General features: G+C 72.4%; 21 protein-coding genes and 2 pseudogenes. 11 read left to right on the plus strand and 12 right to left on the minus strand.

From position 1 onward, the window contains the following. Positions 1-28: 28 nt before the first annotated feature. The 4 genes and pseudogenes from ACIBEC_RS14980 to ACIBEC_RS14995 form a co-directional block, all read right to left on the minus strand. The gene (locus ACIBEC_RS14980) at positions 29-742 is read right to left on the minus strand and encodes a hypothetical protein (protein ID WP_360507270.1); all 714 of its coding nucleotides are present in this window, start codon (positions 740-742) and stop codon (positions 29-31) included. Beyond that, positions 739-1,368, minus strand: coding sequence for a hypothetical protein (locus ACIBEC_RS14985; RefSeq protein ID WP_360507267.1), 630 nt, complete (start codon positions 1,366-1,368; stop codon positions 739-741). Before ACIBEC_RS14985 ends, ACIBEC_RS14980 begins: the two co-directional genes overlap by 4 nt. Before the next feature lie 41 nt (positions 1,369-1,409). Beyond that, a pseudogene (locus tag ACIBEC_RS14990) lies at positions 1,410-1,921 on the minus strand (DUF1990 family protein). Further along, positions 1,918-2,796 carry a YndJ family protein gene (locus tag ACIBEC_RS14995; protein ID WP_360507264.1) on the minus strand — a complete coding sequence of 293 codons (879 nt, stop codon included), beginning with the start codon at positions 2,794-2,796 and terminating at the stop codon, positions 1,918-1,920. The pseudogene ACIBEC_RS14990 and the gene ACIBEC_RS14995 overlap by 4 nt, the downstream one beginning before the upstream one ends. Before the next feature lie 167 nt (positions 2,797-2,963). On the opposite strand from ACIBEC_RS14995, the gene ACIBEC_RS15000 reads away from it, so the two are divergent. Both ACIBEC_RS15000 and ACIBEC_RS15005 read left to right on the plus strand, forming a co-directional pair. Then, positions 2,964-3,233 (plus strand): DUF1876 domain-containing protein, encoded by a 270-nt coding sequence (locus ACIBEC_RS15000; protein ID WP_360507261.1) that lies wholly within the window; start codon positions 2,964-2,966, stop codon positions 3,231-3,233. Next, positions 3,230-3,433, plus strand: a complete 204-nt coding sequence (locus ACIBEC_RS15005) for a hypothetical protein (RefSeq protein ID WP_360507258.1) — start codon at positions 3,230-3,232, stop codon at positions 3,431-3,433. The genes ACIBEC_RS15000 and ACIBEC_RS15005 overlap by 4 nt, the downstream gene beginning before the upstream one ends. A 153-nt stretch (positions 3,434-3,586) precedes the next feature. On the opposite strand, the gene ACIBEC_RS15010 is transcribed toward ACIBEC_RS15005, so the two are convergent. From ACIBEC_RS15010 to ACIBEC_RS15030, 5 genes are all read right to left on the minus strand, one after another. Continuing rightward, complete coding sequence (locus tag ACIBEC_RS15010; protein ID WP_360507255.1) at positions 3,587-4,027, minus strand: PPOX class F420-dependent oxidoreductase; 441 nt, start codon at positions 4,025-4,027, stop codon at positions 3,587-3,589. A gap of 29 nt (positions 4,028-4,056) precedes the next feature. After that, positions 4,057-5,667, minus strand: a complete 1,611-nt coding sequence (locus ACIBEC_RS15015) for a cytochrome bc complex cytochrome b subunit (protein ID WP_360507253.1) — start codon at positions 5,665-5,667, stop codon at positions 4,057-4,059. Between the two features lie 242 nt (positions 5,668-5,909). After that, on the minus strand, positions 5,910-7,445 hold the full coding sequence (locus ACIBEC_RS15020) for an MFS transporter (protein WP_360507250.1): 1,536 nt from the start codon (positions 7,443-7,445) through the stop codon (positions 5,910-5,912). A 193-nt stretch (positions 7,446-7,638) separates the two neighbouring features. Next, positions 7,639-8,319 (minus strand): TetR/AcrR family transcriptional regulator, encoded by a 681-nt coding sequence (locus ACIBEC_RS15025; protein WP_360507247.1) that lies wholly within the window; start codon positions 8,317-8,319, stop codon positions 7,639-7,641. A 105-nt stretch (positions 8,320-8,424) separates the two neighbouring features. Beyond that, the gene (locus ACIBEC_RS15030; RefSeq protein WP_360507243.1) at positions 8,425-8,895 is read right to left on the minus strand and encodes a MarR family transcriptional regulator; all 471 of its coding nucleotides are present in this window, start codon (positions 8,893-8,895) and stop codon (positions 8,425-8,427) included. Between the two features lie 125 nt (positions 8,896-9,020). Here ACIBEC_RS15030 and ACIBEC_RS15035 point away from each other — a divergent pair, with 125 nt between their 5' ends. Further along, a complete protein-coding gene (locus tag ACIBEC_RS15035) occupies positions 9,021-9,470 on the plus strand; it encodes an SRPBCC family protein (protein ID WP_360507240.1) in 450 nt (149 codons plus the stop codon). A 318-nt stretch (positions 9,471-9,788) separates the two neighbouring features. Then, positions 9,789-10,574: a VOC family protein gene (locus ACIBEC_RS15040; RefSeq protein WP_360507237.1), complete on the plus strand. Its 786-nt coding sequence runs from the start codon at positions 9,789-9,791 to the stop codon at positions 10,572-10,574. A 108-nt stretch (positions 10,575-10,682) separates the two neighbouring features. Here the strand turns inward: ACIBEC_RS15040 and ACIBEC_RS15045 are convergent, their stop codons facing one another. Together ACIBEC_RS15045 and ACIBEC_RS15050 are read right to left on the minus strand one after the other, a co-directional pair. Further along, a complete protein-coding gene (locus ACIBEC_RS15045) occupies positions 10,683-11,135 on the minus strand; it encodes a hemerythrin domain-containing protein (protein WP_360507234.1) in 453 nt (150 codons plus the stop codon). 147 nt (positions 11,136-11,282) lie between these two features. Continuing rightward, positions 11,283-11,879, minus strand: coding sequence for a TIGR03086 family metal-binding protein (locus tag ACIBEC_RS15050; RefSeq protein ID WP_360507231.1), 597 nt, complete (start codon positions 11,877-11,879; stop codon positions 11,283-11,285). A 210-nt stretch (positions 11,880-12,089) separates the two neighbouring features. On the opposite strand from ACIBEC_RS15050, the gene ACIBEC_RS15055 reads away from it, so the two are divergent. Both ACIBEC_RS15055 and ACIBEC_RS15060 read left to right on the plus strand, forming a co-directional pair. Beyond that, positions 12,090-12,662, plus strand: coding sequence for a DoxX family membrane protein (locus ACIBEC_RS15055; RefSeq protein ID WP_360507229.1), 573 nt, complete (start codon positions 12,090-12,092; stop codon positions 12,660-12,662). A gap of 330 nt (positions 12,663-12,992) precedes the next feature. Then, entirely contained in the window at positions 12,993-15,293 is a 2,301-nt protein-coding gene (locus ACIBEC_RS15060; RefSeq protein ID WP_360507226.1) for a M9 family metallopeptidase, read from the plus strand. Between the two features lie 228 nt (positions 15,294-15,521). On the opposite strand, the gene ACIBEC_RS15065 is transcribed toward ACIBEC_RS15060, so the two are convergent. After that, positions 15,522-16,283, minus strand: a complete 762-nt coding sequence (locus ACIBEC_RS15065; protein WP_360507223.1) for a protein phosphatase 2C domain-containing protein — start codon at positions 16,281-16,283, stop codon at positions 15,522-15,524. A gap of 127 nt (positions 16,284-16,410) precedes the next feature. Here ACIBEC_RS15065 and ACIBEC_RS15070 point away from each other — a divergent pair, with 127 nt between their 5' ends. The 5 genes and pseudogenes from ACIBEC_RS15070 to ACIBEC_RS15090 all read left to right on the plus strand — a co-directional run. After that, on the plus strand, positions 16,411-17,553 hold the full coding sequence (locus tag ACIBEC_RS15070; protein WP_360507368.1) for an LLM class flavin-dependent oxidoreductase: 1,143 nt from the start codon (positions 16,411-16,413) through the stop codon (positions 17,551-17,553). Next, positions 17,550-18,188 carry an FMN reductase gene (locus ACIBEC_RS15075; RefSeq protein ID WP_360507220.1) on the plus strand — a complete coding sequence of 213 codons (639 nt, stop codon included), beginning with the start codon at positions 17,550-17,552 and terminating at the stop codon, positions 18,186-18,188. Before ACIBEC_RS15070 ends, ACIBEC_RS15075 begins: the two co-directional genes overlap by 4 nt. 307 nt (positions 18,189-18,495) lie before the next feature. After that, positions 18,496-19,545 carry a Dyp-type peroxidase gene (locus ACIBEC_RS15080; protein WP_360507217.1) on the plus strand — a complete coding sequence of 350 codons (1,050 nt, stop codon included), beginning with the start codon at positions 18,496-18,498 and terminating at the stop codon, positions 19,543-19,545. After that, positions 19,542-20,390 (plus strand): family 1 encapsulin nanocompartment shell protein, encoded by an 849-nt coding sequence (locus tag ACIBEC_RS15085; RefSeq protein WP_360507214.1) that lies wholly within the window; start codon positions 19,542-19,544, stop codon positions 20,388-20,390. Before ACIBEC_RS15080 ends, ACIBEC_RS15085 begins: the two co-directional genes overlap by 4 nt. Before the next feature lie 203 nt (positions 20,391-20,593). Further along, positions 20,594-20,689: pseudogene (locus tag ACIBEC_RS15090) on the plus strand (electron transfer flavoprotein subunit beta); the annotation flags it as partial.

Here is a 20,689-nt window from a genome sequence, read left to right on the forward strand (position 1 = left end):
CCGACCCGCCCCGCCTACGCGGCCCGACTCAGTACGGCCCGTGCACGTAGTGGTACGCGGCCAGCCGCTCGATCCGGGCCGTCCCCCGGACCCCGGGCCAGTGCGGATTCGGCTCGCCGGTGCCGGACATGTGCTCCCGCCGCCACGTGCGGCTCCAGCCGACCCGGAGCGTCGGCTCGAAGCTGTGCCAACGCCCGCACGGGCAGGGCGTCAGCACCCGCGCGCAGGAGCGGCACAGCTCGGCGTGGCCGTCGCAGCTCGGCAGTGACACCGGCGGGCCCTCCTCCCCGCAGGCCGGGCAGCCGGGCAGCTCGGCGCCGTCCAGCAGCGCGTTCTGCCGCCGGACGTAGTCGGGCAGGCTCAACGGCGGGTGCAGGAAGGGGTCGTGGTGCCACGCCGTGTCCGGCGAGCCCCACCGGTAGCGGTACCGGTCCCACCACGGCGTCACCGGCGGCTCCCGCAGTCCGGCCCGCTTCTGCGCCCGGCGCTGCGCCCGGTACTCCTCGGCCCGGGCCCGCCACAGCTCCCGCGCCTCGTGGAGCTCCTCCACTGCGCGGAGCAGCGAGTCCGGGTCCGTCTCCAGGTACCGGGGCATCCGGGCACTGACGGTGAGGTGGTGGTACGTCGCCCGCAGGCCGTAGGGGGCGAAGCAGGTCAGGCAGGTCCGCAGCGCGCTGTGCCGCCGGTACAGCGGGAGGGAGGTGTCGTGCACCCGGGCGCGGTGGGTGTGGAAGCTGGTCATGCCGGTGGCTCCAGGTCCAGTGCCCGGGCGAGGGCGGCGGTGACGGCGGCGGCGTGGTCGGGCAGCTGCCGCTCGGCCCAACCCGTCGCCAGGGCCAGGAAGTCGCGCAGGTCCTGTTCGGCGCCGGCGAGCAGCCGGCGCAACTCGTCCAGCGGCAGCTCGATGACCGGGCTGTTCGCGTCCTCGGCGTCCTGGGTGAGCCGGACGACCCGGCCGACGCACTCGGCCCGGGCGTCCGGGTCGTGGCCGAACCAGGCCGTGCCCGTGCCGTCGGCCACGGTCAGCCACTGGCGCCACTCCTCCAGGCCGGTGCAGCAGCCCGGTTGGAAGACGGCGCCGGTGGCGGGGTCGGTCACCCGGAACCCGCCGGGGGCGAAGAGGTCCGGCATGGTGAGCAGCCCGTGCAGGAAGGCGCCCAGCGGATCCTCCGGGCGCGGACCGCGCTCGTCGTCCTCGTCGGGGTCGACGTCGTTGCAGTCGGTGAGCCGCCACACCGCCGTGCCCACCTCGGCCGGCGTCAACTCCCCGTTCAGCACCAGGTATCCCCAGGGCTGGTGTTCGCCCGTGGGCCAGAGCGCGAAGTCGTCGGGGGCGAAGATCTCCAGGACCGGCTGCATCGACATCATCCGGCGATCATGCCGGATGGCGGCTGCGCCGGGCACGGCATTTACGCCGCGTCCGCCGCGATCCCGGCCAGCACCCGCCCGCAGCGCCGGGCGAAGGCGCGGTGGGCGAGCGGGAGCAGCGGGCCGGCCAGCCGGGCGTGCCGGGCGACGGGTCGGCTGAAGGCGGTGACGGTGAACCAGACTGCCTGGTCCGGCCCATCTCGACCAGGAAGGTCTCCTCGCCGCGGGCCGGATGGCCGTGCCGCGTCCCGGGGGTGAAGCCGTAGCGGTCCGGGCCGTCGACGGCGGTCAGGACCCGGTTCGGGGCGCCGGCCCGCTGCGGGCCGACGCCGATCGCGCAGTGGACGGCGACGCCGGGGGCCGCCTGGTCCGCCTCGGTGTCGATCCGTACGCCCGCCAGCCGGTGCATCCGCCAGCCGAGCAGGGCGGCTCCGGCGACCCCGAGTACGGCGTGGCCGCGGCCGATCAGCGCCCGGTGCCGCAGGTGGTGGTAGCCGTCGGGCAGTGCGCCGGTGGCGCTGGCGCCCTGTTCGGGGTAGCTGCAGTCGTTCACCGGTGGGCCTCCGGGGTGTTGAGCCGGCGCCAGGCTAGGAGGGCGCAGAGGGCGAAGCCGAGCGCGTTGCCGACGCCGTGGGTGGCGGCCATCCAGGTCAGGGTGGGGTGGGGGAGTCCGGCGGCCCGGCCGAGGGCCCACCAGAGGGCGAGCACCATGGTGAGCGCGAGGACGGCCGAGGAGAGGGCGAACAGTCGGGCGGTGGCGGCGTCGCCGCCGCGGGGGCGCAGCTCGCGCCAGGTGACCAGGCCGACCAGCCACATGCCTGTGGTCAGCACGAGGGCCCCGGCGAACTGCCACCAGTCGCCGAGGAAGTACCCGGCCAGCACCAGCAGGGTGCCCGCCGGGACGCTGAGCGCCGCGCAGCGGGCCGCGGTGGAGGTCGCGGCGGAGGTCGCGGTGGAGCCGAGGCCTGCGGCCGGGGCGGCGGCGCGGCAGACCAGCCCGGCGACCAGGGCGGCGGTGAAGCCGGCGTAGTGGAAGTGCGGGACGGTGAGCGCCAGGACGTGCGGCTCGAAGCCGAACAGCGGGTAGCCGGAGCGTTCGGCGACCAGGGCGACCCCGGCCACCGAGGGCGAGGCGAGCGCGGTGAGCACGGCGATCTCGGCGGGCACCAGTGAGCGGGTGCGGGCCAGCCGCAGCGGCGCGTGCAGGGCGATGACCAGGGTGCCCAGGGCGTAGACGCCGGCGGGCCCGGCGGCGAGGCCGCCGCGCGGCAGCCAGAGCGAGAGCGCGCCGGGTACGGCGGCGAGTGGCCAGAAGCGGCGGACCCGGGCGAGCCCGGGTTCGTCGATCAGGGCGAGGCCGAGCGGGACGACGGCGCCCATGCCGAGCAGGACCAGCAGGTCCACCAGTTCGGTGGTGCCCTTGCCCATGGCGGACACACCCCCCTTGAACGCGTTCAAATGAGCTTCGCGGCCGACTCTACGCCGCTGACTTGAACGCGTTCAACCTGCCCCCGACGGAGGCCCGGTCCCGGCTGCCTGGTGTTCACGGTGGGTGCGGCGCACTCTGGAGGAGTAACCGATGGAGGTGATCCGCCATGCAGACTCTGGTCGGTTGGCACATCGACATGGAGTTCCGTGAGGACGGTCCGCGCACCAGCGCCGCCGCCCTGCTCCGGCTCGGCGACGGGACCGAACTGCGCGCCCACGGCTACAGCAGCCGCCACCCCTCCGACCCGGACCAGCTACGGGTCGGCGAAGAGGTCGCGGGCGCCCGCGCGCTCAACGACCTCGCCTCCCAACTGCTCACCAAGGCCCACGGTGAGATCCAGGAGGTCAGCCCGATCCCGACCCACCCGCTGACGTGAGTGCCCCGCACCCGGACGGCGGCGGCACCGGACCGGCGCCGTCCCGTCCACGGATCCCGCTGATCTGCCCGCGCTGCGGACACGAGCAGCAGGTCGTGCCCGGCGGTCCGGACCGGGCGATCAAGGTCGTCCACGTCGGGACCGGCCGCGAGGCCTGCGAGCCCGGGGACCTGGCGCGGGCGCCGGACGACGACACCTGAGCCGCCGGGGCCCGGGCTGTCGAGCCCCGAGCCGCAGGCCCCCGGGCGAACCCGACGCCGACGCCGACAACGCCGTGCGCCGGAAACGCCGTGCGCCGGGACCCTGTCCCCGGGTCCCGGCGCTCGGCGGGCTCTGCTGCCCTGGCGGCGGTCTCAGTTGACGCAGTACGTGCCCGGCGGCCGCCACTCCGGCCCGACCAGCCGCTGCTCCAGCGTGTTCGGGGTGATCCGGATCCCGACCGTCCCGTCCAGCCCGACCCGGAACCGGCTGCGGGCCAGCACGATCAGGGCCGTCAGGCCGTACTTGTTGATCAGCGAGGTGCGGTAGCGCGCGGTCGCGTCGGCGTCGCAGAGCCGGGCGCGGGCCGGGACGCTGCGGCCGGTCGGGCGCCCGTGGGCGTCGCAGGGGCCGATCAGCACCCGGGGGTGGCGGCGGATCCGTTCGGCCTCGCCCGAGTGGGCGGGGGTCCAGACCCCGAGCGCCGTGCCGTCCGGCACCACCCAGAGCTGGGAGTCGATCCGGGTGCCGTCCTCGTCGAAGGTGGTGAGCAGGAGGTGTCTGCTGTCGGCGAGTCGGTCGGTGCGGTCGTGCACGATGTCCTCCCTCTGGCGTCGGGGGCGGGTCAGTGCCCGTGGCCCTCGGTGATCTCGCGGTACTCCTCGACGGTGGGCTTGGGAATCTGTGCGTGCTCGCCGTGGAATCCGCGGGACAGCCTCGCGCGGGTGCGGGTGAGCACCCCTGCCGGGTGGGCGACTCCATTCTCGTCCACCGGGGCGGGCAGTTCGAGGGGGCGCGGCTGCTCGTGTGCCGTGAGCCGGTGGAGTTCGGCGGGCGTGAGCCCGGCGTGCACCTCGGTGAACTCGCCGTGCGGCAGTCGCTTGATGACGCCGGTCTCGCGGCCGTGCAGCACCTTGTCGCGGTCCCGGCGCTGCAGCCCGAGGCACCAGCGCTTGGTGACGATGAAGACGATCACCGGGACGGCGAAGAAGCCGACGCGGGCGGCGTAGGTGATCGCGGTGAGGGACAGGTGCAGGTGGGTGGCGATGAGGTCGTTGCCGCCCGCCACGAGCGCCACCAGGTACAGGCTGATCCAGGCGGCGCCGAGTGCGGTGCGGACGGGCGCGTTGCGCGGCCGGTCGAGCAGGTGGTGCTCCCGCTTGTCGTCGGTGAGCCAGTTCTCCACGAACGGGTAGACCGCTATGGCGCCCAGGACCAGCGGGAACAGGGTGAACGGGATGAGCACCCCGAGGTTGAGGGTGTGGCCCCACAGGCCGACCTCCCAGCCCGGCATGATCCGGATCAGGCCCTCGGCGAAGCCCATGTACCAGTCCGGCTGGGCGTCGGTGGACACCTGGTCGGGACGGTACGGTCCGTACGCCCAGATCGGGTTGACGGTCGCGATCGCCGCCAGCAGCGCGATGATGCCGAACACCAGGAAGAAGAACCCGCCGGCCTTGGCCAGGTAGACCGGCATCAGCGGCATGCCGACGACGTTCTTCTCGGTCCTGCCGGGGCCCGCCCACTGGGTGTGCTTGTGGTAGAAGACCAGGATCAGGTGTGCCACCAGGAGCCCGAGCATGATGCCGGGGATCAGCAGCACGTGGATCGTGAAGAACCGCGGCACGATGTCGTGGCCGGGGAACTCGCCCCCGAACAGGAACATCTGGACGTAGGTGCCGATCAGCGGGACGGCGAGGATCGCGCCCTCGATGAACCGGAGGCCGGTGCCGGAGAGCAGGTCGTCCGGCAGCGAGTAGCCGAAGAAGCCGTCCAGCATGCCGAGGAAGAGCAGCAGGAAGCCGAAGACCCAGTTGATCTCGCGCGGCTTGCGGAACGCGCCGGTGAAGAACACCCGCATCATGTGGACGAACATGGCCGCGACGAAGACGATCGCCGCCCAGTGGTGGATCTGCCGGATCAGCAGGCCGCCGCGCACCTCGAAGCTGATGTCCACGGTGGAGGCGTAGGCCTCCGACATCGCGATGCCCTTGAGCGGCACGTACGAGCCGGCGTAGACCACCTCGCCCATCGACGGCTTGAAGAACAGGGTCAGCCAGACGCCGGTCAGGATGATGATCAGGAAGGTGTAGAGGCAGATCTCGCCCAGCATGAAGGACCAGTGGTCCGGGAAGATCTTGCGGAGGTTCGCCCTGGCCAGGGTGTAGATCCCCAGCCGGCCGTCCGCCCAGTCGGCGGCCCGCTGCCCCCGCCCTGGGCTCTGATTCCGGGTCATGTCGCACGCACCTCGGTCCGAAGGAAACGGGGAGATGTCCCCGATTCGCACTGGGGTCCACCCTAAACGGGGGGTCATCCCCACTTCCAGTCGGGGTCGGGTGAGGTGAGCATCGGGCGGAGGCGGAGGCGGAGGCGGAGGCGGAGGCGGAAGCAGTGAAGCGGCGGAAACGGCGAGCGGCCCGCCCGGTGTCGTGAGACACCGGACGGGCCGCGTACGCACCCGAGTGAAACCCCTGGGCGTCAGTGCACCAGCACCGGCACCTCGTCGGCCTTCGCGGCGCCCGCACCGGCGCCCGCACCCGACGTCGCGTCGGGGCGACCGGCGTTGATGAAGGTGAAGGCGACGGCGGCGGCTGCCACCAGGATCCCGAAGGACACCCAGATCGCGGTCGAGAAGCCGTGCACCATGCCCTGGAACTGCAGCGCCTTGGCGGCCTCCGGGGAGGCGGCGGCCGCGGCGGTGGCGTGCGAGGCCAGCCAGCTGGTGGTCGCGCTGGCCGCGATGGTGTTCAGCAGCGCGGTGCCGATGGCGCCGCCGACCTGCTGCGAGGTGTTGACCATCGCGGAGGCCACGCCCGCGTCGCGCGGCTGGACGCCGTACGTGGCGAGGCTCATGGCCGGCATGAACGCGGTGCCCATGCCGAGGCCCATCAGGATCAGGCCGGGCAGGATCAGCGCCGGGTAGGACGTGTCCAGGCTGATGTGGGTCAGCAGGAACATGCCCGCCGAGGCGACCAGGAAGCCGGGCGCCATCAGGTAGCGGGCCGGGATCCGGGTCATCAGCCGGGCGCCGATCTGGGTCGAGCCGGTGATCATGCCCGCCACCATCGGCAGGAAGGCCACGCCGGTCAGCACCGGGCTGTAGCCGAGCACGATCTGCAGGTAGTAGGTCAGGAAGAGGAACAGACCGAACATGCCGATCACGGCCATGCCCAGCGACAGGTACACCCCGCCGCGGTTGCGGTTGAGCACCACGCGCAGCGGCAGCAGCGGGGCCTTGACCCTCAGCTCCACCATCACGAAGGCGAACAGCAGTACGGCGGCCGCGGCGAACAGGCCCAGGGTGCTGCCGGCGGTCCAGCCGCTGGTCTCGGCCCTGGTGAAGCCGTAGACCAGCGAGACCAGGCCGGTGGTCACCAGCAGCACGCCGGGGACGTCCAGCTTGCTGCGGTTGCGGCCCTCGGCGGGCTCGCGGATCACCAGCACCGCGCCGGCGGCGGCGGCGATGGCGAACGGGATGTTGACGAAGAAGGTCCAGCGCCAGTTCATGTACTCGGTCAGCAGGCCGCCGAGGATCAGACCGATGGCGCCACCGCCACCGGCGATCGCACCGTAGATGCCGAAGGCCTTGGCGCGCTCCTTCGCCTCGGTGAAGGTCACGGCAAGCAGCGACAGCGCGGCCGGCGCGAGCAGTGCGCCGAACACGCCCTGCAGGGCGCGGGCGCCGAGCAGCATCGCGGTGTTGACCGCGAAGCCGCCGAGCGCGGAGGCCAGCGCGAAGCCGCTCAGGCCGACGATGAAGGTCCGCTTGCGGCCCCAGAGGTCCGCGATCCGGCCGCCGAACAGCAGCAGGCCGCCGAAGGCCAGCGCGTAGGCGGTGATCACCCACTGGCGGTTGCCGTCGGTGATGCCCAGGTCCTTCTGGGCGGACGGAAGGGCGATGTTCACGATGGTCGCGTCGAGGACGACCATCAGCTGGGCGAGGCCGATGAATATCAGCGCTTTCCAGCGGCGGGGATCGGGCAGCGTCGCCGGTCGGGCGTCGGTTTGAGGCATGGGGGTACTCACTTCACGGTGCGTGGTGTGCGTGAACGGTCAACTGCCGTACGGGAACGGCTGGTTGCCGTACGGTGAAAGGTGCTCGAAGGCATGCCGGGGGCAGGCCGGGTCGGCGCCGCCCAGGAGCGCGGGTCGCCCGGTGCCGCCGGTCGGATCAGGTGTGCCGGTCGGATCAGGTGTGGTGCATCGGTCAGTTCTGGGTCAGGAAGTCCTCGAAGGTCGCGGCCCGGCCGGGCAGGACCGAACGGGCCGGCGCGCGCAGGCCGTCCAGGAACAGCTGCAGGTGCCGGTGGACGAACTCGTCCAGCAGCCGGCAGGAGGTGCCCGGCAGCGGTCGGGTCAGCTGGCTCATCGCGATGAACAGGTCACCGTGGTCGACGTCCGGCCGCAGCTCGCCTGCCGCCCGGGCGCGCTCCATCAGTCCGCTCACGGCGGACCGCAGGCGCTCCCGAATCTCGGTCAACTCCGGGTCGTGCGGGTCGACATGGCTGGTGAACAGCGCGCACAGACCGCCGACCTTCTCCGCGACGGTCGCGTGCGCGAACCGCTGTAGAGCGTCGAACGGGCCACCGCCGTCAGCGGCGTCCGCCTCCGCCGTCGCCGTCTCGGCGAGAGCCAGGATGCGGTTCTTGACCAGCAGTGCCACCTCGCGGATCAGTGCCATCCGATCCGGGAAGTTCCGGTAGAGCGTGGCATTGCCGACCCCCGCCCGCTTGGCGATCTCGTCCAGCGGCGCATCCGCACCGTGCTCGACGAACGCCTCCCGGGCCGCCAGCACGATCCGCTCCCGGTTCCGGCTCGCATCCGCACGCAACTTCGGCGTGCGGACACTCCCCGCGGGACGAACCGACTCGGCGGCTACGGTGGTCACGACGACTGCTCCTTCAGGATACCGGGGAAGTTCTCCCCGCTTCTGCCAACGTAGTCGGAAACGGGGAATCTGTCCCCGGAATTTCCGCCACCCATGTGACCTGCGTCACACTGCGGGGTCGCCGGCGTCGACGGCGGGGCTCAGATTGAGCTCCAGCCGCCCCAGTAGGCGGGCCAGCGCGGCCCGGTCGGCCTCGTCCAGCCCGGTCAGGGTGACCGCCTCCAGCTCCCGCCAGGACTGCGCGACCTGATCGCGCAGGGCGCAGGCCGCCGCCGTCGCCTCGACCACCACGGCTCGCCGGTCGGTCTCGCTGCGCCGGCGCCGGACGAACCCGGCCTGCTCCAGCCGCTGCACCATCCGCGTCACGGTGGAGGCGTCCGTGCCGAGCTCCTCGATCAGCGCGGCCTGCGGCAGCGCCCCGCGCTCCCAGAGCAGCATCATCAGCAGCTCCTGCCCGGCGTGCAGGCCGTGCGGGCGCAGCAGGCGCTCCGCGTTCGCCCGGTGCAGGCGGGAGACCCGGGCGATGGCCTGGCTGATGCCGCCGGCCTCGGCGAGGGGGTTCGGGAGTTCAGGCATGGGTTCATTGTATGCGCAATCAGTTCTTCTCTTCTGGGGCCGCCTCTTGCGCTGGGCAAGCCTCAAGCGTTTACTTGGCCATGCAAGCAAATTGCTTGGCCGAACAAGTAACTGGGGGATCCGTCATGCGAGTCATCAGCGAGACCGTGCGCGTCAACGACCCGGCCAACCCCGACGAGGTGCACCTCACCCGGGACGACGTCTGGGCCGGCCTGGTGCGCAAGGCCGAGAACGCGGTGCCCGTCGTCGCCGCCATGGACGAGTGCACCGTGCTCGAGCGGACCGAGAGAGGCCTGATCCGCGAGGTCGTCTTCCACGGCGAGCGGGTGCGCGAGGAGATCGTCTTCCACCCGAAGACCCGCGTCAGCTTCTTCCGCGACGACGAGGCCGCCCGCTGGGTGATCCACAACGACATCGACGAGGACGAGCACGGCCTCACCCTCACCTTCCGCGGCGAACTCGACCTCGGCGGCGGAGAAGCCGAGGAAGCCGCCGCCACCCGCATGCACGGCGGCTACCTGCTGGCCATCCAGACCACCCTCAAGCTCACCCGCGAGGTCGTCCGGAACGCCTGACCCCTCGCGTCGCCCACCGGGCTGTCGGCTCAGCTCCGCTGGTCGACCGGGACTCCGCCGAGGTCACCGTGTTCAGCGAGCCCGACGGGGTGCGCTAAACGAACGCTCGGACCCTCCCGTTCGGCAGGACCGTTCGGCTGCCGGACCCGGTGGGCATCTCGTAGGACACCGAGGCGTTGAAGAACTGGGTGCGCTGATCCCGGGCATGGCTTCCCCGGGGTGTCCGGGGTGGCGGCCTAGGCTGTGGGCGTCCCGGGCGGCCGGTGGGCCGTGGGAGTCGGGAGGGGCCCGGCGGCCGGGTGGGCGAGGAGGTTCGCGATGGGCAGCGGTGAGACCGCCAGGGTGCGTTGTGTGGCGGCCGTTCCGTGCTGGGTGAGCCTGATGGCCCGGGACCTGGAGAGGGCCAAGGGGTTCTACGGGCCGCTACTCGGCTGGGAGTTCGAGGCCGGGCCGGACCGCTTCGGCCCGTACGTGCACGCGGTGGTCGGCGGGGAGGCGGTGGCCGGGCTCGGCGTCGCGGGTGAGGGGGCGATCCCGCTCGCCTGGACCAGCTACTTCGGGACGGAGAGCGCCGACGCGGCCGCCGACGCGGTGCGTGAGCGCGGCGCGACGCTGGCGGTCGGCCCGCTGGGCTTCGACGCCGGGCGGGTGGCCTTCGCGGCGGACCCGGCGGGCGCGATGTTCGGCATCTGGGAGGGCCCGCTGGGCCGGGCCCGGAAGCTGGAGCTGCCCGGCGCGCCGGTCTGGATCGAGCTGCGCACCCCGGACCCGTTCGCGGCGGCGCTGTTCTACGGCGAGGTGTTCCGCTGGGACGGCCGCGACCCGGAGCGCTTCGAGGTCCGCTGGGAGCACGACCGGGTGGTGCTGCGGGCCGAGGGGAACAACGTCGCGGCGCTGGCCAGGGAGCAGGCGGGCGGCCCGGCGGGGATGCCACCGCACTGGGAGGTGTCCTTCGCCGTCCCGGACACCGACCGGGCGCTGGCCCGGGCGGTCGAGCTGGGCGGCGCGGTGCTCGGCCCCGCCTTCGACTCCCCGTACGGGCGGGTGGCCCGGCTGCAGGACCACGAGGGCGCCCGCTTCGCGGTGATCAGCCTGGAGGGCTGACGAGGGGCTGACGAGGGGCTGACGAGGGGCTGACGAGGGGCTGACCAAAGGCTGACGAAGGACGACGAGGGGCCGGCGAAGGACTCGGCGAAGGGCTGACCGGAGGGGTCAGGAGCCGAGCGCCTCGCGGTCCGCCCGTAGCCGGTCGCCGAGTGCGGCGCGTTCGGCGGCGGGCAGGGCCTTGCGGGCGGCGGGGAAGAGCTGCTTCTCCTCGCTGAGCAGGTGCCGCCGCAGGGTGTCGCCGAGGCCGTGCAGCAGGGTGTCGAAGACTGGGTCGTCGGGGCGGAGCGCCTGCAGGTCGGAGAGGTACTGCCCGATCGCCAGGTGGTCGTGGATGCTGCTGAACACCAGTGCGCCGCCGTCGGGCACGTCGTGCTGCACGAGCGGGAAGAGGTGTTCCTCCTCGGCGGCGCAGTGGGCGAACAGCAGGTCGGTCAGCCGGGTCACCAGGGGGCCGCGCCCGGGGCTGCCGGCCGGGGCGGCCTCGATCGCGTCGAGCAGTTCGGTGACCGCCCGGTGGTCGGCGGTGAACTCGCCGAGGATGTCCGGCCTGCGGCTCATGGCGCGCCCGCCTCTCGCACGGAAATTGACCCCCGTACCTTCCAGTATCCGGCGTCGGGCGGTTCGGCCGGCTGGGCTCCCGGTCACCCTCCGTCCCGGTCACGCCGTGGTGCGGTCACTCTCCGTCCTGGCTGCCCCGCCGTCCGGTCACCCGGCGTCCCGCCGCCCGGTGAGGGCGAGCATGTGGGTCTGGGGGCTCGCGTCCTCGGTCACCGGCAGGGGCGGGTCGAAGAGCCCGCTGCCGGAGAGGTCCCCGTAGCCGGAGATCTCGCCGAGCGTGAAGTCGACGAGCTCGGCGGGGAGCCGGGTGCGCCGTCCGATGCCTTCGGCGAGGTCCCAGGTGTGGATGGTCAGGTCGGTGGTGAGCTGGTCCAGGTAGTACTGGCCGGAGAGGTCGCCGAAGGAGAGGTGGACGGTCAGCTCGGTGGCGCCGGGGACGGCCCAGGCCTGTCGGGCGGCTTCGGCGGCGTCCGTCCAGGCGGCGACGGGGTCGTCGCCGAGTACGTCGCCGTCGAAGCGGCCGCCGACCTCGGCGATGGTGGCGCCCATCAGCAGTTCGGGCACCCAGAGCTGTTCGCCGGTGAGGTGGTTGACGAGGTCGCGGACGGACCAGTCGGCGCACGGGGTGGGGGAGTCCCACTGGTCGGGAGTGATCAGCCGGACGCGTTCGTCGAAGGCGGCCAGGGCTTCGGGGTACGGGGTGCCGGTGCGCGCGCCCCGCTGGTGTTGCCTGCGTTGAGCCATGTCTCCACCCTGCCCCGGTTCGGGCGGGGGTCGCGAGTCGCCCACGAAGCGTCAGTTGTTCAAATTCGAACTCCACGGTACGGTCGGGGGAGCGGCCAGTTCAAATTTGAACAATGGCATCGGGGTGACGACCCCCGCCCGCTGCCTCACCGCACCCCCTCACGCCGGCCCCGGCCGGCGACGACCGACCCTCGATCGATGGAGACGCGCATGCCGAGCAGCAGCCCGAGCACGACCGCCGCCACCAGCCCCACCGTCAGCCCGGCCCGGGAGAACTCCGGGTCCGCGACGACCTCCCCGCACGCCTATGACGTCGGACTCCTGCTCCTGCGCCTGGTCCTCGGCCTGACCATGGCCGCGCACGGCAGCCAGAAACTGTTCGGCTGGTTCGGCGGCGGCGGGATCGACGGCACCGGTCACTTCTTCACCATGAGCGGCTACCCGGCCGGTCACGCCATGGCCGTGGTGGCCGGCCTCACCGAGACGCTGGGCGGACTCGGCCTCGCCGTCGGCCTGTTGACCCCGCTGGCGGGCGCCGCGATCGTCGGCACGATGGTCAACGCGATCGCTGTCACCTGGGGCGGCGGCTTCTTCGCCCCGAAGGGCAGCGAGTACGAGCTGCTGCTGACGGCCGGCGCCGCCGCGCTCGCGCTGACCGGTCCGGGCCGCTACGCGGTGGACCGCTTCCTGCCGGTGGTGCGGGCGCACCGCCTGGCGTACGGCGTGGCCGCCGTCGTGGTCGGCCTCGCGACGGCGGGCGTGATCCTGCTGCTCCGCAAGTAGCGGCTCGGCGCGCTGCGCCCCGCACGCTGCGCGCTGCACGGAGCGCTCCGCACGTAGCACCCCGCGAACGGCCGGTTCGCCGGCTGTGCGGCAACTGAACGTCCTGGAGACCGTGGTGACGATTCGTCACCACGGTCTCCTCGCGTTTTCCCCGCGAACTGCGCACAACGCCCAGGGTTCCCAAGGGTATGTGATGTGTGCCATGGTACATGTCACACTCCCCACCGGTTCCCGACGGAGTCGCCCCCACGCGGCGCCGTCGCCAACGGTCCTCGATTCCCCCACCGGTCGCGCCCCGATCGCGGCCGACGACGGCCCGGAGGCCCTCACGTGAGTCCCTCACGTCTGCTGCGACTCCCGCAGCTGGCACGATTGTTGACGCTCGTCCTGTCCCTGTTCCTGGCGGTCGGCCTGTTCGCGCCGCAGAGCCAGGCCGCGCCCGCCGCCCCCGGCGGCGCGCCCGCCCCCACCACCCCCGCCGGACCGGCGCCCCAGCCGGCCACCGGCACGCCCGAACGCGGCGACGGCGAGCGGCAGTTCGCCTCCGCCGACCAGCGCGCCCCGCTGTCGCTGGACACCCGGCCGGCCGAGGTGAAGGCGTCCACGGCGCCGAACACCAAGTCCTTCCGGCTCGGCGCGGCGGCCGAACAGGCCTGTACCACCGGCGACTTCACCGGCCGGACCGGCAGCGACCTGGTCCAGCACATCAAGGCCGCCGACATCCAGTGCATCAACAGCCTCTTCCAGCTCACCGGCGGTGACGCGCGCGGCGCGTTCCGCGAGGAGCAGATGACCACGGTGGCGTACGCGCTGCGCGACGCGGCGGGCAGCTACCCGGGCGACAACTCCACCTCCGTCGAGCAGTTGGTGCTCTTCCTGCGCGCCGGCTACTTCGCGCAGTGGTACCACCCGGGTGACGTCGGCACGTACGGCACCGCCCTGCAGACGGCGATCCGCTCCGGTCTGGACGCGTTCTTCGGCAGCGCGCACTCGCGTGACGTCGCCGCGGGCAACGGGTCCATCCTGGGCGAGGCCGTCACCCTGATCGACAGCGCGCAGGAGAACGTCCGCTACCTCACGGTGGTCAAGCAGCTGCTGACCGACTACAACAGCGCCACCTGGAACCCGGCCGGCATGGCCTGGTCGGTCAACCCGGTCTTCACCGTGCTGTTCCGCGGCCACCAGCTGGCCGGCTTCGACGCGGCCGTCGAGGCCGACCCGAGCGTCCTGGACACCCTCTCCACCTTCGCCGCCCGCAACAACGACCTGCTCGGCGGCGACTTCGGGGTGCTGGTCTACAACGCGACCAAGGAGCTCGGCCGCTTCCTGAAGGACACGGCGCTCCAGGCCAAGGTCCGTCCGCTGGCCAAGGGGCTGGTGGACAAGGCGGCGCCGAACGGACGCACCGTCTTCCAGTGGGCCGCGGTCGCCGAGGCGGTCGGCTTCTACGACGCCGGCAACTGCTCGTACTACGGCACCTGCAACGCCGCCGACCAGCTCAAGGCCGGCGTGCTGACGGTGAACCACACCTGCAGCCCGAGCATCAAGCTGATCGCCCAGGCGCTGGACAGCACCCAGCTGGGCACCGCCTGCACCAGCCTGACCGGCCAGGACGCCTACTTCCACTCGGTGGTCAAGGACAACGGCCCGGTCAAGGACGACGGGAACAACACGATCGAGGTCGTGGTCTTCCACTCCTCGCGCGACTACCAGGTGCTGGCTGCCGCCATCTACGGCATCGACACCAACAACGGCGGCATGTACCTGGAGGGCGACCCGGCGAAGGCCGGCAACCAGCCGCGCTTCCTCTGCTACGAGGCCGAGTGGGCCCGTCCGTCCTTCGAGATCTGGAACCTCAACCACGAGTACACCCACTACCTCGACGGCCGGTTCGACATGTACGGCGACTTCAACACCGGCATGACCACCCCGACCGTCTGGTGGGTCGAGGGCTTCGCCGAGTACGTCTCCTACTCGTACCGGAAGGTGAACAACGACGGCGCCATCGCGGCCGCCGGCCGGCACACCTACAAGCTCAGCGACCTCTTCGACACCGTCTACGGTGACCAGGACCGGGTCTACCGCTGGGGCTACCTGGCCGTGCGCTACATGCTGGAGCAGCACCGCTCCGACATGGACGCGATCCTCGCCAAGTACCGGGTGGGCGACTGGGCCGGTGCCCGCACCCTGCTGAAGACCACCATCGGCACCCGCTACGACGCCGACTTCGACAGCTGGCTGACCAAGTGCGCGGGCGGCGCCTGCGCCACCGACGGCGGTGCCACCACGCCGCCGCAGCTGCCGGAGTGCACCGCGGCCGACCCCCGGCAGCTGGACGCCAACTGCGCCCGCAGCAACGTGGCGGCCACCACGGGCAACTACGCGCACTTCTACCTCCTGGTGCCGGCCGGCACCAAGCAGGTGAAGATCACCACCGCCGGCGGCACCGGCAACGGCGACCTCTACTACAACGCGAGCAACTGGGCGTACACCGACAGCAGCGCCACGCGTTCGACCGGCCCGGGCAACTCCGAGACGCTGACCGTGACCGACCCGCCGGCGGGCTACGTCTACTTCAGCCTTTACGCCCAGCAGGGCTTCAGCGGGGTGACCGTCACGAGCGAAATGTGAGCCGAGAACGGCGAACGGACAGGTGACCGCCCCGGCGGAGCGCTTCGGCGCCCCGCCGGGGCGGGTCCGTATGTCCGGGGGGCGCACCCGGGCCACCCCGCCGGCCCGCACCCCGGGGCCACCCCGCCGACCCGCACCCCGGGCGGGCCACCCCGCCGGCCCGCACCCCGGGGCCACCCCGCCGGCCCGCACCCCGGGGCCACCCCGCCGACCCGCACCCCGGGCGGGCTACCCGCCGACCCGCACCAGCGCCAGGGTGATGTTGTCCGGTCCGCCGGCTTCGATCGCCGCCTTCCACAGCTCGAACGCGGCCTTGCCGTCGGCCTGTTCGGTGCCCTCGTAGGACCGGGCCAGCAGCGCGGCCAGCTCCTCGTCGGGCACCGGGTCGGTCAGGCCGTCGCTGCACACCAGGTACCGGTCGCCGGGCGCCAGCGGGGCGGCCCGGACGTGCGGTTCGACGAAGGTGAGGCCGAGCGAGCCGCCCAGGGTCTGGGTGACCACCGAGGTGGTGCGCCGTCCGGGCGGCAGTGGGGGGCTGTCGTCCACGCTCACCTGGCGCAGCCCGTCCCGGGTGATCCGGTAGACCCGGCTGTCGCCGACGTTGAAGGCCAGCACCTGCTCGGCCAGCAGCACCAGTCCGGCGACCGTGGTGCCCATGGCGGCGAGTTCCGGCTCCCCGGCGGCGGCCGCGTAGACGGCCCGGTTGCATTCCTGCAGCTCCTCCCGGATGGCCTCCTCGCCGTCCAGGGCGTCCCCGTCGGCGGCGAGCCGGCGGGCGACGAGGGCGCTGGCGACCTCGCCGCCGGGGTGGCCGCCCAGGCCGTCGGCGACCGCGACCACGCAGGGCGGGCCGAGCGGGAAGAGCAGGCTCTGCGGGTTGGCGGTCACCGTGGCGCAGAGGGTCCACGGGCCGACCGTGAGGCTGTCCTCGTTGTGCTCCCGCACCAGGCCCTCGTGGCTCAGCGCGCTCACCGCGATGTACGGCGCCATCGTCCGCCGCCCTTCCGGAGCCCCGTCCCCTTGCCGTCGTCCCGCTTTCCATTGTGGGTGGGAATAACGATCCCCACCCGGCTGCTAAGGTGGTTGAAAGTTGGACTACCTGGGAGTGGTGAGCAGCATGCAGTTCGGAATCTTCTCCGTCGGCGACGTGACGACCGACCCCACCACCGGCCGCACTCCGAGCGAGCACGAGCGGATCAAGGCCATGGTGGCGATCGCGCGCAAGGCCGAGGAGGTCGGCCTGGACGTCTTCGCGACCGGCGAGCACCACAACCCGCCGTTCGTCCCGTCCTCCCCGACGACCATGCTCGGCTACATCGCCGCGCAGACCGAGCGCATCATCCTCTCCACCTCGACGACCCTGATCACCACCAACGACCCGGTGAAGATCGCCGAGGACTTCGCGATGCTGCAGCACCTGGCCGAGGGCCGGGTGGACGTCATGATGGGCCGCGGCAACACCGGGCCGGTCTACCCGTGGTTCGGCAAGGACATCCGCCAGGGCATCCCGCTCGCGATCGAGAACTACGCGCTGCTGCACCAGCTGTGGCGCGAGGAGGTCGTGGACTGGCAGGGCCGCTTCCGCACCCCGCTGCAGGGCTTCACCTCCACCCCGCGCCCGCTGGACGACCTCCCGCCGTTCGTCTGGCACGGCTCGATCCGCAGCCCCGAGATCGCCGAGCAGGCCGCCTACTACGGCGACGGCTTCTTCGCGAACAACATCTTCTGGCCGAAGGAGCACTTCCGGAAGCTGGTCAACCTCTACCGCGAGCGCTATGCCCACTACGGCCATGGCACCCCCGAGCAGGCGATCGTCGGCCTGGGCGGGCAGGTGTTCATGCGGAAGAACTCCCAGGACGCGGTGCGCGAGTTCCGTCCGTACTTCGACAACGCGCCGGTGTACGGGCACGGGCCCTCGCTGGAGGAGTTCACCGAGCAGACCCCGCTGACCGTCGGCAGCCCGCAGGAGGTCATCGAGAAGACGCTGACCTTCCGGGAGACCTTCGGCGACTACCAGCGTCAGCTGTTCCTGATGGACCACGCCGGCCTGCCGCTGAAGACCGTGCTGGAGCAGCTGGACCTGCTCGGCGAGGAGGTCGTGCCGGTGCTGCGCGAGGAGTTCGCCAAGGGCCGCCCGGCCGAGGTGCCGGAGGGGCCGACCCACGCCGCGCTGCTCGCGGCCCGCGACGAGAAGGCCGCCGAGACGGTCGGCGAGCAGGCCGGCGAGAACGAGAACGAGAAGGTGGAGGTGTCCAAGTGAGCGCCTACAAGCTGGTGGTGGTGAGCGCCGGGCTCAGCAAGCCGTCCTCGACGCGCCTGCTGGCGGACCGGCTCGCCGACTCGACCGTCCGGCAACTCGCCCTGGCGGGGCGGGAGGTGGAGGTCACCGTGGTCGAACTGCGGGACCTCGCCGTGGAGATCGCGAACAACTTCGTCACCGGCTTCCCCGGCGCCGCGCTGCGCGGGGCGATCGAGGCGGTGACGGAGGCGGACGGGCTGATCGCGGTGACGCCGATCTTCACCGCCTCCTACAGCGGTCTGTTCAAGTCCTTCTTCGATGTGATCGACCACGACGCGCTCACCGGCAAGCCGGTGCTGATCGCCGCCACCGGCGGCACGCCGCGGCACTCGCTCGCCCTGGAGCACGCCGTCCGTCCGCTGTTCGGCTATCTGCGCGCGGTGGTGCTGCCGACCGCGGTCTACGCGGCCACCGACGACTGGGGTGCGGCGGGCGACGGGCTCACCGACGGGCTGCCGCGCCGGATCGACCGTGCGGCGGGCGAGCTGGCAGCGCTGCTGTCCGGCCGCGGGTCGGCGGCGCCGACGGTGCCCGAGCAGGCGGCGGCCGAGCAGGTGGTGCCGTTCGCGCAGCAGCTGGCGGCCCTGCGGGTCTGACCGGCGGATGGTCGAACAGGCCCCGGCTGATCACCCGGACGGCCCCGTCGGAACACCGTCCGACGGGGCCGTCCGGCCTGGTGTGGCGGGGCCGTCCGGATGCACGTCAACCGCGCCGGATGGTCCGCTGTGCGGTGTAATCGTTCCCATGATCAGATTTGTGCTGGTCCGTCCGGTGTTCGGCACGCCCGCGCCCCGCCGACGCCCGCGCCCCGCCGGGAGCGGCTGACGTGGGCCCGCCGCGGGAGAACCCCGTCCTCGCGCCAGTCGTGTGCCTTGCGCCGATCTTCCCGAGGAGGACCGAGACATGCAGCCCGAACCGCAGGCCGTGCTCTCCCCGCTGACCGGCGCGGCGATCTTCCTGGTGCTCACCGTCGAGCCCGGGGGCGAGGACGCCGTCCGCGACCTGCTGCCCGACCTCGCCGCCCTGCGCCGCTCGGTCGGCTTCCGGGCCCCGGAGGGCGGCCTCACCTGCGTCACCGGCATCGGCTCCGAGCTCTGGGACCGCCTCTTCGACGGCCCCCGGCCGGCCGCCCTGCACCCCTTCCGGGAGGTGGCCGGCCCCCGCCACCGGGCCCCGGCCACCCCGGGCGACCTGCTGCTGCACCTGCGGGCCGAGCGGATGGACCTCTGCTTCGAGCTCGCGGGCCGGCTCACCTCCCGCCTGGCCGGCCCGGCCACCGTGGTCGACTCCGTCCAGGGCTTCCGGTACTTCGACGACCGGGACCTGCTCGGCTTCGTGGACGGCACGGAGAACCCCGAGGGCCGGGCCGCCGTGAGCGCCGCGCTGGTCGGCGCCGAGGACCCGGACTTCGCCGGCGGCAGCTACGTCATCGTCCAGAAGTACCGGCACGAGCTGGACAAGTGGAACGCGCTGAGCGTCGAGGAGCAGGAGGGGGCGGTCGGCCGCACCAAGCTCACCGACATCGAGCTGGACGACGACGTCAAGCCCGCGGACTCGCACGTGGCACTCACCGTGATCACCGGCCCGGACGGCGAGGAGCGGAAGATCGTCCGCTTCAACATGGCCTTCGGCTCCTTCGCACGCGGCGGCGAGTTCGGCACCTACTTCATCGGCTACGCGCGCGACCCCGGGGTGACCGAGGAGATGCTGCGCAACATGTTCGTCGGCAACCCGCCCGGTACCACCGACCGGCTGCTCGACTTCTCCACCGCCGTCACCGGCTCGCTGTTCTTCGTCCCGACCGCGGACTTCCTCGACTCGCCGCCCCCGCTTCCGTCCCCGCTCACGTCTGCGCTCACGTCTCTGCCGCCGGTACCCGCGGACCCTCCGGCCGACGGCTCGCTGGGCATCGGCAGCCTCAAGCAGACCCCCCGAACAGGACCCCGCGCATGAACAACCTCCACCGGGACCTCGCCCCCGTCTCCGCCGCCGCCTGGGAGGAGATCGAGGAGGAGGCCCGCCAGACCTTCAAGCTGCACATCGCCGGCCGCCGGGTGGTCGACCTGGCCGGCCCCGAGGGCACCGGCCTCGCCGCCGTCGGCACCGGCCACCTGACCGGTATCGAACCGCCGGCGGACGGCGTGCAGGCGCACGCGCGCGCCAGCCGACCGGTGGTGGAGCTGCGCGTCCCCTTCACCGTCCGCCGGGAGGCCGTGGACGACGTCGAGCGCGGCTCCCGCGACTCCGACTGGCAGCCCGTCAAGGACGCCGCCCGCACGCTCGCCCTGGCCGAGGACCGGACCGTCTTCGAGGGCTACCGCGCCGCCGCGGTCGACGGCATCCGCGCCGCCTCCGGCAACCCCCCGGTCCCCCTCCCGGAGGACGTCCGCGAGTACCCCGAGGCGGTCAGCCGCGCCCTCACGGCGCTGCGCCTGGCCGGCGTGGGCGGTCCGTACTCGCTGCTCCTCGGCGCCGACGCCTTCACCGCCGTCAACGAGACCAGCGACCACGGCTACCCCGTCCACAACCACCTGGCCCGCCTCCTCGACGGCGACATCATCTGGGCCCCCGCCATCGAGGGCGCCTTCCTGGTCTCGACCCGCGGCGGCGACTTCGAACTCTTCCTCGGCCAGGACGTCTCCGTCGGCTACCTCTCCCACGACGCCGAATCGATCCGGCTCTACCTACAGGAGTCCCTCACCTTCCGCGTCTACACCGGGGAGGCCGCCGTCGCCCTGGGCGGTACGGCCCAGGGCGAGGACGGGCCGCGGGCCCCCGGGCACCGGGAAGGGTACTGAGTTCCTTTACGAGGGGTACTGAGTGCCGTATTCTCTCGATGGAGCCTCTGACGCCAGTCGAAGAGAGCCGACACGGTATGCCGGTCCAGGTGGCGCCCGCGGCGCGCGGGTCGCGGCCGGGCCGGACTTGGCACTCAGTACCCTCGGCATGACTGAGGCCATGGATCCAGTGCACCCGTGCACCCGTGACAGGAGAACCACTCATGAGCTTGAGGATCGTTGTCTGTGTGAAGTACGTGCCGGACGCGACGGGTGACCGTCGTTTCGCGGACGACCACACCACGGACCGGGAGGGCGTG

Origin of the sequence: Kitasatospora sp. NPDC051164, from assembly GCF_044455625.1 — a bacterium.
Classification (GTDB): Bacteria; Actinomycetota; Actinomycetes; order Streptomycetales; family Streptomycetaceae; genus Kitasatospora.

Coding starts and splice junctions, on each gene's coding strand:
- ACIBEC_RS14980 (WP_360507270.1), bottom strand. CDS start 742: ATGACCAGCTTCCACACCCACCGCGCCCGGGTGCACGACACCTCCCTC.
- ACIBEC_RS14985 (WP_360507267.1), bottom strand. CDS start 1,368: ATGATGTCGATGCAGCCGGTCCTGGAGATCTTCGCCCCCGACGACTTC.
- ACIBEC_RS14995 (WP_360507264.1), bottom strand. CDS start 2,796: ATGGGCAAGGGCACCACCGAACTGGTGGACCTGCTGGTCCTGCTCGGC.
- ACIBEC_RS15000 (WP_360507261.1), top strand. CDS start 2,964: ATGCAGACTCTGGTCGGTTGGCACATCGACATGGAGTTCCGTGAGGAC.
- ACIBEC_RS15015 (WP_360507253.1), bottom strand. CDS start 5,667: ATGACCCGGAATCAGAGCCCAGGGCGGGGGCAGCGGGCCGCCGACTGG.
- ACIBEC_RS15020 (WP_360507250.1), bottom strand. CDS start 7,445: ATGCCTCAAACCGACGCCCGACCGGCGACGCTGCCCGATCCCCGCCGC.
- ACIBEC_RS15030 (WP_360507243.1), bottom strand. CDS start 8,895: ATGCCTGAACTCCCGAACCCCCTCGCCGAGGCCGGCGGCATCAGCCAG.
- ACIBEC_RS15035 (WP_360507240.1), top strand. CDS start 9,021: ATGCGAGTCATCAGCGAGACCGTGCGCGTCAACGACCCGGCCAACCCC.
- ACIBEC_RS15040 (WP_360507237.1), top strand. CDS start 9,789: ATGGGCAGCGGTGAGACCGCCAGGGTGCGTTGTGTGGCGGCCGTTCCG.
- ACIBEC_RS15045 (WP_360507234.1), bottom strand. CDS start 11,135: ATGAGCCGCAGGCCGGACATCCTCGGCGAGTTCACCGCCGACCACCGG.
- ACIBEC_RS15050 (WP_360507231.1), bottom strand. CDS start 11,879: ATGGCTCAACGCAGGCAACACCAGCGGGGCGCGCGCACCGGCACCCCG.
- ACIBEC_RS15055 (WP_360507229.1), top strand. CDS start 12,090: ATGCCGAGCAGCAGCCCGAGCACGACCGCCGCCACCAGCCCCACCGTC.
- ACIBEC_RS15065 (WP_360507223.1), bottom strand. CDS start 16,283: ATGGCGCCGTACATCGCGGTGAGCGCGCTGAGCCACGAGGGCCTGGTG.
- ACIBEC_RS15070 (WP_360507368.1), top strand. CDS start 16,411: ATGCAGTTCGGAATCTTCTCCGTCGGCGACGTGACGACCGACCCCACC.
- ACIBEC_RS15080 (WP_360507217.1), top strand. CDS start 18,496: ATGCAGCCCGAACCGCAGGCCGTGCTCTCCCCGCTGACCGGCGCGGCG.
- ACIBEC_RS15085 (WP_360507214.1), top strand. CDS start 19,542: ATGAACAACCTCCACCGGGACCTCGCCCCCGTCTCCGCCGCCGCCTGG.